The 13,668-nt window shown below is 56.3% G+C and carries 12 protein-coding genes and 2 tRNA genes; 9 read left to right on the top strand and 5 right to left on the bottom strand.

Annotated features, from left to right (window positions below):
* The first annotated feature begins 161 nt into the window (after positions 1 to 161).
* Positions 162 to 238, top strand: a tRNA-Asp gene (locus AC2CGI_RS23150).
* A gap of 214 nt (positions 239 to 452) precedes the next feature.
* Positions 453 to 1,256 carry a 2,5-didehydrogluconate reductase DkgB gene (gene dkgB, locus AC2CGI_RS23145; RefSeq protein WP_076740200.1) on the top strand — a complete coding sequence of 268 codons (804 nt, stop codon included), beginning with the start codon at positions 453 to 455 and terminating at the stop codon, positions 1,254 to 1,256.
* Between the two features lie 47 nt (positions 1,257 to 1,303).
* On the opposite strand, the gene yafC is transcribed toward dkgB, so the two are convergent.
* Positions 1,304 to 2,191, bottom strand: coding sequence for a DNA-binding transcriptional regulator YafC (yafC, locus tag AC2CGI_RS23140; RefSeq protein WP_004930183.1), 888 nt, complete (start codon positions 2,189 to 2,191; stop codon positions 1,304 to 1,306).
* A 105-nt stretch (positions 2,192 to 2,296) separates the two neighbouring features.
* On the opposite strand from yafC, the gene AC2CGI_RS23135 reads away from it, so the two are divergent.
* Positions 2,297 to 3,472, top strand: coding sequence for an MFS transporter (locus tag AC2CGI_RS23135; RefSeq protein WP_049241338.1), 1,176 nt, complete (start codon positions 2,297 to 2,299; stop codon positions 3,470 to 3,472).
* Between the two features lie 241 nt (positions 3,473 to 3,713).
* Positions 3,714 to 4,508: an endonuclease/exonuclease/phosphatase family protein gene (locus tag AC2CGI_RS23130; protein ID WP_025160092.1), complete on the top strand. Its 795-nt coding sequence runs from the start codon at positions 3,714 to 3,716 to the stop codon at positions 4,506 to 4,508.
* Between the two features lie 52 nt (positions 4,509 to 4,560).
* Here the strand turns inward: AC2CGI_RS23130 and mltD are convergent, their stop codons facing one another.
* Positions 4,561 to 5,943 carry a murein transglycosylase D gene (gene mltD / locus AC2CGI_RS23125; protein ID WP_004930188.1) on the bottom strand — a complete coding sequence of 461 codons (1,383 nt, stop codon included), beginning with the start codon at positions 5,941 to 5,943 and terminating at the stop codon, positions 4,561 to 4,563.
* 71 nt (positions 5,944 to 6,014) lie between these two features.
* Positions 6,015 to 6,770 (bottom strand): hydroxyacylglutathione hydrolase, encoded by a 756-nt coding sequence (gene gloB / locus AC2CGI_RS23120; RefSeq protein WP_015376716.1) that lies wholly within the window; start codon positions 6,768 to 6,770, stop codon positions 6,015 to 6,017.
* Positions 6,771 to 6,814: 44 nt separating this feature from the next.
* On the opposite strand from gloB, the gene AC2CGI_RS23115 reads away from it, so the two are divergent.
* Positions 6,815 to 7,534 (top strand): class I SAM-dependent methyltransferase, encoded by a 720-nt coding sequence (locus tag AC2CGI_RS23115; protein ID WP_004930191.1) that lies wholly within the window; start codon positions 6,815 to 6,817, stop codon positions 7,532 to 7,534.
* Here the strand turns inward: AC2CGI_RS23115 and rnhA are convergent.
* Positions 7,531 to 7,998 (bottom strand): ribonuclease HI, encoded by a 468-nt coding sequence (gene rnhA, locus AC2CGI_RS23110; protein WP_004930193.1) that lies wholly within the window; start codon positions 7,996 to 7,998, stop codon positions 7,531 to 7,533. The two genes, AC2CGI_RS23115 and rnhA, sit on opposite strands and share 4 nt — an antisense overlap.
* Positions 7,999 to 8,070: 72 nt before the next feature.
* On the opposite strand from rnhA, the gene dnaQ reads away from it, so the two are divergent.
* Entirely contained in the window at positions 8,071 to 8,814 is a 744-nt protein-coding gene (gene dnaQ / locus AC2CGI_RS23105; protein ID WP_004930195.1) for a DNA polymerase III subunit epsilon, read from the top strand.
* A 144-nt stretch (positions 8,815 to 8,958) separates the two neighbouring features.
* Positions 8,959 to 9,035: transfer RNA gene (locus tag AC2CGI_RS23100), tRNA-Asp, on the top strand.
* A 105-nt stretch (positions 9,036 to 9,140) separates the two neighbouring features.
* Here the strand turns inward: AC2CGI_RS23100 and AC2CGI_RS23095 are convergent.
* On the bottom strand, positions 9,141 to 11,381 hold the full coding sequence (locus AC2CGI_RS23095) for a TonB-dependent siderophore receptor (protein WP_076740199.1): 2,241 nt from the start codon (positions 11,379 to 11,381) through the stop codon (positions 9,141 to 9,143).
* A gap of 234 nt (positions 11,382 to 11,615) precedes the next feature.
* Between AC2CGI_RS23095 and AC2CGI_RS23090 the strand changes: the two genes are divergently transcribed.
* Both AC2CGI_RS23090 and AC2CGI_RS23085 read left to right on the top strand, forming a co-directional pair.
* Entirely contained in the window at positions 11,616 to 12,494 is an 879-nt protein-coding gene (locus AC2CGI_RS23090; protein WP_015376718.1) for a siderophore-interacting protein, read from the top strand.
* A gap of 136 nt (positions 12,495 to 12,630) precedes the next feature.
* Positions 12,631 to 13,470 (top strand): MurR/RpiR family transcriptional regulator, encoded by an 840-nt coding sequence (locus AC2CGI_RS23085; protein ID WP_015376719.1) that lies wholly within the window; start codon positions 12,631 to 12,633, stop codon positions 13,468 to 13,470.
* Positions 13,471 to 13,668 lie beyond the last annotated feature (198 nt).

The following is a 13,668-nucleotide window of genomic DNA, read 5'->3' as shown; positions in this document are numbered from 1 at the left end:
AAGTGAAACGCCGTAGCGCCGATGGTAGTGTGGGGTCTCCCCATGCGAGAGTAGGACACTGCCAGGCATCAAATAAACGTTATCAGTGTGACGACTGGTAATGCGCAAGTCGCAGAGCGCGATATTGCCGGTATCGAAAGATACAACGTAAAAGAATCGGTGGAGCGGTAGTTCAGTTGGTTAGAATACCTGCCTGTCACGCAGGGGGTCGCGGGTTCGAGCCCCGTCCGTTCCGCCACTTAATTGATAAGCCCTGAGTTTCGACTCAGGGCTTTTTCATATCTGTATTTTGCGCTTTTCAGTCTGGAATTGTTCCTCTTTACCGCCTCGCCTTTCTCCATATTATTGCCTTTAGATCAAAAGTCTTATGCCGAACTAGGCGTTTTTGATCAATAAAAAAGTTGCCATAATCTTCCTCATACCACATCTACCTGTTAATGAGAGAAAACATTATGAGCATCCCTGCATTTGGTTTAGGTACTTTCCGCCTTCAGGATCAGGTTGTTATCGATTCTGTCAGCACTGCACTTGAGCTGGGCTATCGCACTATCGACACCGCGCAGATCTATGAAAACGAAGCGGCTGTTGGCCAGGCTATCGCTGCCAGCGGCGTGAAACGTGAAGACCTGTTCATCACCACCAAGATTTGGATCGCGAATCTGGCGAAAGGCACACTGATCCCAAGCCTGCAAGAAAGCTTGAAAAAACTGCAAACCTCCTACGTTGATCTGACACTGATCCACTGGCCGTCACCCAACGACGAAGTGCCAGTTGCCGAATTTATGGCTGAGTTGCTGGAAGCGAAAAAGCTGGGGCTGACTCGCCAAATTGGCGTATCTAACTTCACCATCGACTTGATGCAGCAAGCGATTGACGCGATTGGCGCCGATGAAATCGCCACCAACCAAATCGAGCTGTCACCGTTCTTGCAGAACCGCAAGGTGGTAGAATTCGCGCAGCAGCACGGCATCGCCATCACCTCTTACATGACGTTGGCCTATGGCAAAGCGCTGCAGGATGAAACGATTAAAAGCATCGCCGCTCGTCACAATGCAACTCCAGCACAGGTTGTCCTGGCTTGGGCATTGAAGCTGGGCTATGCAGTTATTCCTTCCTCGACCAAGCGAGAAAACCTGGCGAGCAACCTGTTGGCGCAGCAACTGGCGCTGACCGACGAAGATATGGCGCAGATCGCCGTACTGGAGTGCAACGGCCGTCTGGTTAGCCCGGAAGGCCTGGCGCCAAACTGGGATTAATCTTTCCTCGCAGTGGTCAGCATAAGGCGTCCATCAGGGCGCCTTTTTTATCGTTTCAGGTATTCACTCACAAAATCAATAAAGCTGCGCAGACGGTTGCTGACGGCGCTGTCACTGTAATAAACCGCGTTGATCGGCATGGCGACCGGCAGTGTCGCTTCCACCAGAATCGGAACCAAATCTCCACGTTTGATATCTTCGTCGCTCATAAAGTCCGACAGGCAGGCGATACCGTTGCCATGCAGACAGAGATGGCGCTGGGTTTCTCCACTATTAGTGGTCAAGCCGGGAGTGATTTCCAACTGGCTGCCATCTGAACAAGCCAGTGGCCAGCGGTTCAAACTGGGCAGGTCGTTGAAGCCGATGCAGCAGTGATGTGCAAGATCTTCTACCGTTAGCGGCGTGCCGTGCTGAGCCAGATAGGCGGGGGAGGCGAGCACATGCCGGTAGCTGGTCATCAGTTTGCGCGCTTTCAGCGTGGAATCGGTCAGCTCTCCTACGCGGATCGCAATATCCACTTTTCGCTCGATCAAATTGATAAAGTTTTCCGAAGACACCAGCGATAACGACATTTCAGGATAACGTTCGCGAAACTCCGCCACTAAAGGCGTCAGCATGTGTAGCACCACCGGCGTTGCCGCGTCGACGCGCAGCAGGCCTTGCGGGCGTTGACGGCTTTCCATCAGCGCATTTTCTGCCGCGGCCATATCGTTCAGTACCTTCTGCACCTGGCGAAAGTAATTCTCTCCTTCCTGAGTCAGGCTGATTTGGCGCGTGGTGCGGTTGAGCAGCGTTACGCCCAGTTTGCTTTCCAGTTTTTTCACCGTTCGGCTAACCACGGAATTCGCTTGTTCCAGGCGTTCAGCCGCCCGGCTGAAACTGCCGCTTTCCACGACGGTGACAAAGGTGATCAGCTCGTCTGAGTTTGCTTTCATTTTTGCTCCAATGGCAAAGTTAATTTGAAATTTTGAGCATTTTTATCATTTAAGCATAGGCCGATAATAGCCGTCATCAACTTGAATGCTATTTCGGAGTAAAAAATGCCACTCGCATTACTTGCCTTAACCATCAGCGCTTTTGCTATCGGCACGACCGAGTTCGTGATTGTCGGGTTGATTCCGACTATCGCGGAGCAGTTGGGAGTGACCGTACCGTCCGCTGGGTTGCTGGTGACTATCTATGCCCTCGGCGTGGCCATCGGCGCGCCGGTGCTGACGGCCCTGACCAGCCGCATACCGCGCAAACTGTTGCTGGTTGGCCTGATGGTGCTGTTCACTCTCGGCAACCTGCTGGCCTGGCAGTCACCCAGTTATGAATCGCTGGTAGTGGCTCGGTTGTTGACCGGCCTGGCGCACGGCGTGTTCTTCTCTATCGGTTCCACTATCGCCACTAGCCTGGTGGCGAAAGAGAAGGCGGCCTCCGCCATCGCCATCATGTTTGGTGGCCTGACGGTGGCGCTGGTGACCGGCGTACCGCTGGGGACGTTCATCGGCCAGCAGTTTGGCTGGCGTGAGACCTTCCTGGCCGTTTCTCTGATTGGCGCTGTCGCCACGCTGGCCAGCATTATTTTGGTGCCGAGCAATATCAAGAACCAGGGCAGCGCCGGCGTGCGGGAACAGCTGAAAGTGCTGACTCATCCTCGTCTGCTGCTGATTTACGCGATTACCGCATTGGGATACGGCGGGGTCTTCACGACCTTTACCTTCCTTGCGCCGATGATGCAGGAATTGGCCGGCTTCTCTGCACCGACCGTGAGCTGGATACTGTTGGCTTATGGCGTCGCGGTGGCGGTGGGTAACATCTGGGGAGGCAAGCTGGCCGATCGTCATGGGGCCGTGCGTGCGTTGAGCTTTATCTTTGCCGCGCTGGCCGTTTTGCTGCTGCTGTTCCAGTTTACCGCCAGTCACAGTATTGCCGCTTTGCTGACGGTGATTGTGATGGGTGTGTTCGCTTTCGGCAACGTGCCGGGGCTGCAGGTGTATGTGGTGCAGAAAGCCGCGCAATACACGCCAAATGCGGTGGATGTGGCGTCCGGTCTCAACATCGCGGCGTTCAACATCGGCATTGCGCTCGGCTCGGTGATAGGCGGCCAGACTGTTGCTTCACTGGGGCTGGCGCAGACCCCCTGGATTGGCGCGCTGATCGTGGTGGTTGCATTGTTGCTGGTTAGCCTCAGTGGCCGCCTGGATAAAAAGTCTCAGCTGCAAACGGCTTAATTCGTAAAACCCTTGCTGCCTGGCCCGCATTTTGCGGGCCTTTTCGCATTTTTCACCTATTACCCCTCACCTTTACACAGCTATACCGTCAGAAGATTGAAATCGCTGCAGGCGGCCCCTATAACTGAAAAGGTGATGCCCGCAAAAGCCATGCCCTCTATGCAGGGTAGGCGTATAATCAATTCATCGTTGGCGAGTGTTCATCGCCAGTTTTCATGTTAATGGGTAATAGGCGAATCGCGTGCCGAAACGAACTTATGCAATGAGGTATGTTGCAGGTCAGCCAGTTGAGCGAATCTTTCCTGGCGCCGTTAACCAGCCGTTGCCGCCAGGGGCGGCGCTGCCGACGACCGGCGCCTTGCGCGTTATGGTGTGGAATATTTTCAAACAGCAGCGAGCCGACTGGCTTTCGGTGCTGAAAAACCATGGCAAAGACGCGCAGCTGGTATTGTTGCAAGAGGCGCAAACCACGCCAGAGTTGGTGAGCTACGCTACCGCCAACTATCTGGCGGCCGATCAGGTGCCGGCCTTTGTGCTACCGCAGCACCCTTCCGGCGTGATGACGCTGGCGGCCGCTCATCCTGTTTACTGTTGCCCGCTGCGCGAGCGAGAGCCGCTGCTGCGGCTGTCCAAGTCGGCCCTGATCACCGTTTATCCGCTGTACAACGGCGAGCTGTTGATGGTGGTAAACATCCATGCGGTGAACTTTAGCCTGGGCGTCGACGTCTACAGCAAGCAGTTGGGGCCGATAGGCGAACAGATCGCCAGTCACCGGGGGCCGGTGATTATGGCGGGGGATTTCAACGCCTGGAGCCGCAAGCGCATCAATGCGCTGTATGACTTTGCCGGAGAGATGGCGCTGCGCGAGGTGAGCTTCACCGACGACCATCGCCGCAAGGCCTTCGGGCGTCCACTGGATTTCGTATTTTACCGCAATCTGGGGGTGGTGGAGGCGTCGGTGCTGGTGACCAGCGCGTCGGATCACAACCCGCTGTTGGTGGAGTTTCATCCGGAGAAAGACTCGCCGGTATGGTGAATCGCAGCTAATAAAAAAGCACCCCGAAGGGTGCTTTTTTTGTGCCGAACACTTAAGTATCCGGCGTTAGCTTGTTGCCGACAAACAGGGTCAGCTTCAGACCTGGCTGCAGGTTGCCTTTGGCGAGCGTTGAATTCCAACGCATCACGTCGTTAATATCGACGCCGTGACGACGTGCGATACTGGCGAGCGAATCACCTTTACGAACCTGGTAGGTGATACTGCTGTTACTGCCAGTATTGCTGGCCACTTGCAGGGTTTGCCCAACTTTTATGGCGCTCTTGGCGCGTAAGTTGTTCCAACTCTGCAAATCGCTGGTCTTAACGTTCAGCCGCTTGGCAATGCCCGATAAGGTGTCGCCGGAGCGCACTTTATACGAACTGCCACCGGTCAAACCGCTGTTCTTCGCCAACTGCGTCGTTGGCTGAGTCACGGCGATCTGGCCATCGGCCAGCGAGTCTTTCAGTTGCTCGGCATGTCCTTTGGGAACCATGATGTAATGGGGCCCGTTGGGTGCCGTAACGCCTTTTTTGTAGCCTGGGTTATACGCTTTCATCTTGGTGACTGAAAGCCCTGCCATCTCAGCCGCCTGAGTCAGCTGGATCTGCTGTCCGACATCGATACGCGCCAGCGCACGGGTTTCATCCGTTTTCGGGAGTTTCACGCCGTACTTCTTGCTGTTCTTGATGATGTCGCTCAGCGCCAGCATTTTCGGGACATAGATTGACGTTTCACGCGGAAGCGACAATGCCCAGAAATTGGTTGGCTTACCCTGGCGTTTGTTTGCCTTCACCGCTTGCATCACGCGGCCTTCACCACTGTTATAGGCGGCTACGGTCAGTAACCAGTCGCCGTTAAACATGCGGTTCAAGCGCTGCATCATGTTAAGCGCAGCGGTTGTCGAGGCGACGACATCGCGTCGGCCGTCATACCACTGATTGTTTTTCAAACCATAATTGCGACCCGTTTGCGGCACGATTTGCCATAGCCCTGCGGCGTTGGCACTTGACGTGGCGTGTGGGTCAAAAGCGCTCTCCACTATGGGTAGCAGTACCAGTTCCATCGGCATATTACGTTTCTTAATCTGCCCGACTATCCAGTACATGTACGGCTCTGCCCGTAATGTTACATCGTGGAGATAGCTCTTACTTTTTAAGTACTTTCTTTTCTGATCACGGATCCGGGAATTTTCCGGAACCTCCATCTTCAGCTCGTCGCTAATGAAGTTCCACAGGTCCTGTTGCGCGGCGGGACTGTTATTATCCAACCACCGCGCCGAGCTCGCTCGGCCATTTGCTGTGTACTCTCCTGCTTCACCATCTTGACCAGCCGAAGACAAACTCTGTGCATGCTGTTCTGGCGCCGGTGCGTCCTGCCTGGACGACTGGCAACCCACTAGCAAGACTGAGGCGAGAAATATCGCTTTAGCCTTCATGTGTGTGTCAATGTAGTTGCTTAAAAGACGAGCAATAATACTTTGCTTCGCCAAATAACACAACTAAAAGCTTAGAAGTTATCTTTCCGCAGGCGTAATTCGGAAAAAACTGAATGAAGGCTTTTCGGTGGTGAATTAAAGCCTAATTTCTTTTGTAAATCAGTGTCATGGCAACGTAAAAACAGGTTAATTTTGCGCTCTAATTGCAATGTAGTCGGCACGCTGGCTTGGCCTTTTGCCCTTAACGCTTCAACATGTTGTTGATATGTTTCAATCTCTCGATCTTCCGGCAAAATAGCCCGCGCAAACTTAAGATTTGAAAGAGTATATTCATGCGCGCAGCAAATTAAGGTGTTATCGGGAAGTTGCGCGAGTTGTTGAAATGAGTCGTACATTTGTTTGGCGGTGCCTTCAAACAGCCTGCCGCAGCCGGCGGAGAAAATGGTGTCGCCGCAGAACAGATAAGGGGCACTATAGAATGCCACATGGCCCAGCGTATGGCCGGGAACGGCGATAGTCCTGTATTGACGGCCATCGATATCAAAGGTGTCGCCGTCATGGACGATGTGGTTGGCGCCTTTGTCCGCGGTTTCCTGCGGCCCATAGACGGCCAGGCCGGGGTACTGCGCGACAATCTGCGCCACGCCGCCGACGTGATCGTGATGATGGTGAGTCAGCAGGATCGCCGCCGGCGCCAGCTGCAGGCGCTGCAACGCTTCAAGTACCGGCTGCGCTTCACCCGGATCGACGATAATGCAGCGCCCCTGTCGGTCATCCAATAACCAAATGTAATTGTCCTGGAAGGCGGGAATGCTGATAAGATTCATGGTGTACCTCTCGTTGGCAACGGCTTGAAAGAAGATAATAAATCATGAAACCAGCCCATACTCTACAAAAGCTCACCGGCCCGCAGTCCTGGGCTGAGCTGCCGTGGGGGGAGTACTATCGTGAAGCGCTCGAGCGGCAGTTGCAACCCTGGTGGCCCAAGCTGTTCGGTTTCCATCTGCTGAAGATGGGCATGCTCAGCGCCGAGCTGGCCACGGATAAATGCGCAATCTCCCATCAGGTTAACGTAGGGTTGGAGGGGGAAGGGCTGCAGGTGGTCGCCGACGCTTATCAACTGCCGTTTGCCGCCAAGTCGGTAGATGCCTGCCTGTTGGCACATACGCTGTCCTATGCGGACGATCCGCACCGCATGCTGCGTGAGGTGGACAGGGTGTTGATCGACGACGGCTGGTTGGTCATCAGCAGTTTCAATCCGTTCAGCCTGCTGGGGTTGGGCAAGCTGGCGCCCGGGTTGCGTCGTCGCCAGCCCTATGTCAGCCGCATGTTTACCCAGATGCGGCTGCTGGATTGGCTCAGCCTGCTGAATTACGAGGTGTTGCACCAGGCGCGTTTTCACGTACTGCCGTGGCACCGCAAGGGCGGCAAATTTTTATGCACCCATTTGCCGGCGCTGGGCTGCATGAGCGTGATTGTGGCGCGTAAGCGCACCTTGCCGCTGACGCCCACGCCGATGAAACTGGGGGCGAGAAAGCCGTCTCTCAGCCGCGCGGTGGGCGCGACCAAGAGCTATCGCAAGCTGCCTTAGGCTTCCGGTTGGTAACCGACGTCTTCCTGCGTCGGTTTACCGGCCGCTTCGCGCGCCAGCACGTCACAACGTTCGTTCTCCGGATGGCCGGCGTGGCCCTTGACCCATTCCCACTTCACCTCGTGGCGCTGAATGGCCTGATCCAGCCGCTGCCACAGATCGACATTTTTGACCGGTTTTTTGTCGGCGGTTTTCCAACCGCGTTTCTTCCAGTTATGGATCCAGCTGGTGATGCCCTGGCGCACGTACTGGCTGTCGGTGCTGAGCGTCACGGCGCAGGGCACGGTCAGCGCTTCCAGCGCCACGATCGCCGCCATCATTTCCATGCGGTTATTGGTGGTCAGACGGAATCCTTCGCTGAAGGTTTTTTCCGTCTGCTTATAGCGTAGTATCGCGCCGTAGCCACCGGGGCCGGGGTTGCCAAGGCAGGAGCCGTCGGTGAAAATTTCTACCTGTTTGAGCATCTCTGGTAGACTCTTCCTATCAGTTTTATAAAAGCCAAGTCTGACATAAACGAGCGCTGTGAGCACTGCAATATGATCTCTACAACCACCAGACAGATTGTCCTCGATACCGAAACCACCGGTATGAACAAGCTTGGGGTGCACTACGAAGGGCACCGCATCATCGAAATCGGTGCGGTGGAGGTGATTAACCGCCGCCTGACCGGGCGCAACTTCCACGTATACATCAAGCCGGATCGGCTGGTGGATCCGGAAGCCTACGGCGTACACGGCATCAGCGACGACTTCCTGGCCGACAAGCCGACCTTCGATCAGGTTGCCGAGGAATTCCTCGACTTTATCCGCGGCGGCGAGCTGGTGATCCATAACGCGGCGTTCGATATCGGCTTTATGGATCACGAATTCCGCATGTTGCAGCAGGGCATCCCGAAGACCGAGACCTTCTGCACCATCACCGACAGCCTGTTGATGGCGCGTCGCCTGTTCCCGGGCAAGCGCAACAACCTCGATGCCTTGTGCAGCCGTTATGAGATAGACAACAGCAAGCGTACGCTGCACGGCGCATTGCTCGATGCCGAGATCCTGGCGGAAGTTTATCTGGCGATGACCGGCGGTCAGACGTCGATAGCGTTCCAGATGGAGGGGGATACCCAGCAAAATGACGCCGCGCAAGAAATACAACGCATTGTCCGCCCGGCGACGGCGATGAAAGTGGTCTACGCCAGCGACGAAGAAGTGAAGGCGCATGAGGCGCGTCTGGATCTGGTGGCGAAGAAGGGCGGTAGCTGCCTGTGGCGCGGGGCGCCGGCGGAATAACGGCGTTTTTGCGTGAAAAAACCTCACTGGATGAATCTTCGTTGAAAAACTGTGCAAACGGTTCATTTGCGGAGAAAAAGGCGTTGACGGAACCGAGAGGCGTCCGTAATATGCGCCTCGTTCCCCCGCAAGAGGGAATGGCGCGGAGCGGTAGTTCAGTTGGTTAGAATACCTGCCTGTCACGCAGGGGGTCGCGGGTTCGAGCCCCGTCCGTTCCGCCACTATTCAGAAGCCCTGAGTTAGCGATAACTCAGGGCTTCGTCGTTTCCGTTCTCTGAAAAACGGCGCGGCCCAATGAACGGGGCCGGCAGACCGGCCCCTTATCCTCAGAATAACACCGAATAGTTCAAGCCGAAGGTGCGTCCGCGGCCTTTATAGCTGTACAGCTCAGGCGATCCGTAGGTCGGGCTGTACAGGATCGGCGCGCGTTGGCCCCAAACGGTGGTGTATTCCTTGTCCAGCAAGTTTTCCACGCTGAAGCTGATTTTCCCTACCGGTAGGGTATAGCTGCCGAGGAAATCGAGGGTGTTGTAGCCATCGATTTTGCGGCCCTGGGTGGAATTGGCCTTGGTGTAATCGCCATCGTCCGACACGTCGAAGGTTTGCTGCGACTGTAAACGCAGATTCCAGTCGCCCGGCGCCCAGCCGACATAAGCGGTGACTTTCGATGGGCTGGCGGTATCGACTACCAGCTTCTTCCATTCGCCGTTGACCTTGGTTTCGGATCGGATAACGTTGAAGTTGGTGCCGGCGCTCCAGTCGCTGTCTTCAAAGAAGTAGTCCACCGCCCCTTCCAGCCCATAGATGCGCCGCTTATCCGCATTGACGTTAATGGTCATGTCGGTTTTGTTGATGGCGATGCTCTTGTCGGACAGCGAGTAGTAGGCGGCGATTTGCGTGCGCAGATTATCGCCGGTATAGCGCCAGCCCAGCTCGTAGGCATTGACCTTGATGCCTTCCAGCTTGGAATCGCCGACGTTAACGCTCTTCAGCAACTGGTAATGTCCGCCGTTCAACGCGTAGGTGCCGTTACCGTAATATTTGCCCGGATCCGGGATCTCAAAGCCCTGAGAGAAGTTGAACCAGGTTTGCTGGCGCTCGGTCAGGTGTGCCAACAGGCCGGCATTGAACAGCGCGTTGTTGTAGTCGGTTTTCCCGCCCGGTATAGCGTCGGCGGACGTCGCGGCGCCGGTGGCGATTGCCTGCTGCTGGTTATAACCGACGAAGTCATCAATCTTGTTTTCGGTGTACTGATAACGCACGCCGCCGCTCAGGGTGAAGATCGGGTTGATGTCGTAGCTGGCCTGCAGGAACGACGCCAGGTTGCTGGTGGTATAGCTCGGGTAGCGGCCGGTGCTGTAAGCGTTCTCCAGCGTCATGCCGCCCGACTGCTGAGCCTTCGCCAGGTTGAAGAACTGCTGGTTGGCGTTGAAGCTTTCATGCTCGGCGTCAATGCCGTAAGTCAGCGTCAGTGCGTCGACAGGTTTGCTGTTTAACGTCAGCTTGCCACCGTAGAAATCGGTTTTTTGCTGCGAAGCGCCAATGCTGCTGACGTAATAGTTCGGTGCTTTGCCCGCCAGCGTCGGGAACGGGTAGAAGGTCAACGTTTCGTCGCGGTAGTAGACCTGCGCCACCAGATCCTGGCCGAGGAAATCTGTGTTGGAATATTGCAGGTTGATCAGGTGGCGCTCGGTGCCGGGGATGCGGTCGGAATTTAAGTTACCGCTGTTATATGCCTTGGCGTTGCCGGTCACCGCCGCAAAGTTCTCTCCCAGGAACAGGCCGTGATCGCCGTCGGATTGGCTTTTGTAGTATTGGGTGGTCAGCTGCAGCTGTTGATGATCGTCGATGTTGAGGGTGCCGGTGCCCATCACGTCGAGGCGATCGGAATACTGCAGGCCGGTTTGGGTATTGTCGATCAATACCTCATTGCCTTTGCCGTCATACCAGCCGCCATAGCGCTGGTAAGAAACGGACAGGCGCCCAGAGACGTTGTCGTTGCCGCCGCTGACCGCCGCCGCCACGTTCTCGTCGTGATCGTTATGGCCGCCAAAGCCGGTTTTACCGCCGACCTGCAACTCGACCTGCTGTTCCTGTTGTCCTTTTTTGGTGACGATATTGATCAGGCCGCCGGTGCTGCCGCCGCCGTACAGCGAGGTCGCGCCGGAAATCACCTCGATATGATCGATATTGAATGGATCGATCGAATCCAACTGGCGGCTGTCGCTGCGCGATGAATTCAGGCGCACGCCGTCAATCATCACCATCATTGAGCGGCCGCGCATATTCATACCATAGTTGGTGCGGCCCTGGCCGCTGACGTCCATGCCGGGGATCAGCTGCGCCAACATGTCCTTGATCTCTTTGCCGCCCTGAACCTGCTGTTCGATCTCCTGGCTTTCGATCACCCAGGTGGTTTGCGCCATTTCCGCCGTGCTGCGGTGTGAACGGCTGGCGGAGACCACCATCTGCTCTTCGGCGCCGGCTTTCTGACCTTCTGCCCAAGCCGTCGGCGCAAGCATCGCCAGCAGACAAGGATTCAAAACCCAAAGGTGTTTGCGTTTCATCGTTATTTATTTCCCAGGTGATATTGTTATTGCGTTATTTTTGAGAATGATTCTTTTATCAATAACGTTTCTTGTTATCAATAAAATCATGATATGATTTTTTGCGATACATTAACGTAATTAATTAGTTTTATTAACATTTTACCCGCTGCGCGATCGAGCAACCCACACCGTCAACACGGCAGCCGATCGGCCATAGGTGCAAGCGACAGCCGTTGCCGGAGAAACGAGAACATGTCCGCCAGCTACAGAATTTTTGATATCACCTTGAAAAGCAAAACGCTGATTTCACCTTCGCTGGTGCGCTGCGTGTTTGAAGGTGCGGATATTCATCGGATGAAGTTGGAAGCGCCGGATCAGCGCATCAAACTGCTGTTCCCGGCGGCGGACGGCCAGATCCCGCAGTTGGCCAATAGCCCGGACTGGTATGGCGATTACATGGCGATCCCCAAAGAGCGGCGCCCGGTGATGCGCACTTATACGCTGCGTGCGCTGCGCCGTGAGCAGAATCAGATGGACGTCGAGTTCGTGCTGCATGGCGTGAACGGCCCGGCCTCCGCCTGGGCGACTCACGCCGAGCCGGGTGATGCCATTCAGACCGTCGCCCCCAACGCTGACTTCGACGGCGACAGCGGCGGCTACGAATGGGCGCCGCCGGCGCAGTTGCAGCAGGCGCTGTTGATCGCCGATGAAACGGCCGTGCCGGCGGCGATGGGCATTCTGGAGCAATTGGCGCAGCAGACCAATCCGCCGCGCGTGCAGGCATTCTTCGAAGTGCCGCAGGCGGGGGATTGCCTGGATTTGACCCGCTTCCCGTTCGCCGAGGTTTACTGGCTGCCGCGCGATGTGGGCCGCCAGTTGGCGCATGGCACGTTGCTGGCGGAAGCGGTGCGCCAGCGGGTGGATATTCCCGCTTCGGCGTGCGCGCAAGCGCAGTCTTTGGCGGAAAGCAGCCTGAGCGATGAGGTGTTGTGGGAGCGGGCGGCGGGCGGCAGCGCTTTCTATGCCTGGGTGGCGGCCGAGTCTTCGGCGGTGAAAACCCTGCGCCGTTATCTGATCGGCGAACGCGATCTGGACCGCGCTACCGTTAACTTTATGGCCTATTGGTGCTGAATGCGCCGCCCTTTTCCGGCGACGCTGCCGGAGAGGGGCTGGCCGCGGTTATTTCCCATCAACGAATAATCGCTTGCCAGCGGGTAGTTCGGCCGTGCTATGTTCCGCTGAAACAAAGGTTACAGCGAGAACGATAATGCAACGGTTCGACGAACGTCTGCGCCGCGACTACCCACAGCTGACCCCGCAGGAGCAGCGGGTGGCCGACTTCATCTTCGATCACTATGACGATTTGATCGGCTACAACAGCGCCGAGCTGGCGCGCCTGAGCGGCGTTTCCAAAGCCACGGTCAGCCGCTTGTTCAAACGGCTGGGCTACCCCAACTACCGCGCCATGCGCGATGAGCTGCGCACCCTGCGCCAGAGCGGCATGCCGCTGACCGATAGCCGCGATGCGGTGCAGGGCGATACGCTGTTGGCGCGGCACTATAAGCAGGAAATGGCCAATCTCACCCGTTGGGTAAAGCAGATCGATGCCGAACAGTTCAGTGCGACTATCGCCGCGCTGGCGCGGGCGCGCGGCGTGATGCTGTTGGGGCTGCGCAACAGCTATCCGGTGGCGATGCACCTGCGTCAGCAACTGATGCAGGTGCGTGAACAGGTGCTGCTGGCGCCGCAGCCGGGGCAGACGCTGGCGGAAGATCTGGCGGGGCTGACACCGCAGGACATGGCGGTGGTGGTGGCGTTCCGCCGCCGGCCGCGCCAGATAAAGGCGGTGTTGACGCTGTTGCAAAGCCGCGGGGTGCCGACGCTGCTGATCTGCGAACCGCAGGCGCAGGCGCTGTTTTCGTTGGCCAGCTGGCAGTTGACCGTGCCGCTCGACAGCGTGTCGGCCTTCGACAGCTATGCCGCCGCCATGAGCCTGGCCAGTTTGCTCAGCAATGCGTTGCTGCATGAGAGGCTGGCGCAGGGGCGACAGCGCATTCATCACGTCGCTGAACTGTTCCAGACGCTGGACGAACTGGAGCTGCGTTAAGCACGGCAGATCATATTCCTTCCTTCCCCCTCCGCCGTTTAAGGCGGATCGGTCACCTCATGGTGTTACTTTGGTTTCATTAATTGATCATAAGAATCTTTTGTTTCAACTGAATCCCTATCGGGAGTAGGCTGTTGGGCAGCAAACAAACGTCATGTCGACGCTGAAGGCATAACTCAATAACTTACTAAGCTGACA

The sequence above is a fragment of the Serratia sp. LSHTC3 genome, from assembly GCF_057197125.1.
Note: the sequence above shows the minus strand (reverse complement) of the source record. Positions and strands in the feature narration are given on the sequence as shown.

Excerpts from the sequence above, each read along its gene's own strand:
- dkgB (WP_076740200.1), top strand. The coding sequence starts at position 453 with ATGAGCATCCCTGCATTTGGTTTAGGTACTTTCCGCCTTCAGGATCAG.
- yafC (WP_004930183.1), bottom strand. The coding sequence starts at position 2,191 with ATGAAAGCAAACTCAGACGAGCTGATCACCTTTGTCACCGTCGTGGAA.
- AC2CGI_RS23135 (WP_049241338.1), top strand. The coding sequence starts at position 2,297 with ATGCCACTCGCATTACTTGCCTTAACCATCAGCGCTTTTGCTATCGGC.
- mltD (WP_004930188.1), bottom strand. The coding sequence starts at position 5,943 with ATGAAGGCTAAAGCGATATTTCTCGCCTCAGTCTTGCTAGTGGGTTGC.
- gloB (WP_015376716.1), bottom strand. The coding sequence starts at position 6,770 with ATGAATCTTATCAGCATTCCCGCCTTCCAGGACAATTACATTTGGTTA.
- AC2CGI_RS23115 (WP_004930191.1), top strand. The coding sequence starts at position 6,815 with ATGAAACCAGCCCATACTCTACAAAAGCTCACCGGCCCGCAGTCCTGG.
- rnhA (WP_004930193.1), bottom strand. The coding sequence starts at position 7,998 with ATGCTCAAACAGGTAGAAATTTTCACCGACGGCTCCTGCCTTGGCAAC.
- dnaQ (WP_004930195.1), top strand. The coding sequence starts at position 8,071 with ATGATCTCTACAACCACCAGACAGATTGTCCTCGATACCGAAACCACC.
- AC2CGI_RS23095 (WP_076740199.1), bottom strand. The coding sequence starts at position 11,381 with ATGAAACGCAAACACCTTTGGGTTTTGAATCCTTGTCTGCTGGCGATG.
- AC2CGI_RS23090 (WP_015376718.1), top strand. The coding sequence starts at position 11,616 with ATGTCCGCCAGCTACAGAATTTTTGATATCACCTTGAAAAGCAAAACG.
- AC2CGI_RS23085 (WP_015376719.1), top strand. The coding sequence starts at position 12,631 with ATGCAACGGTTCGACGAACGTCTGCGCCGCGACTACCCACAGCTGACC.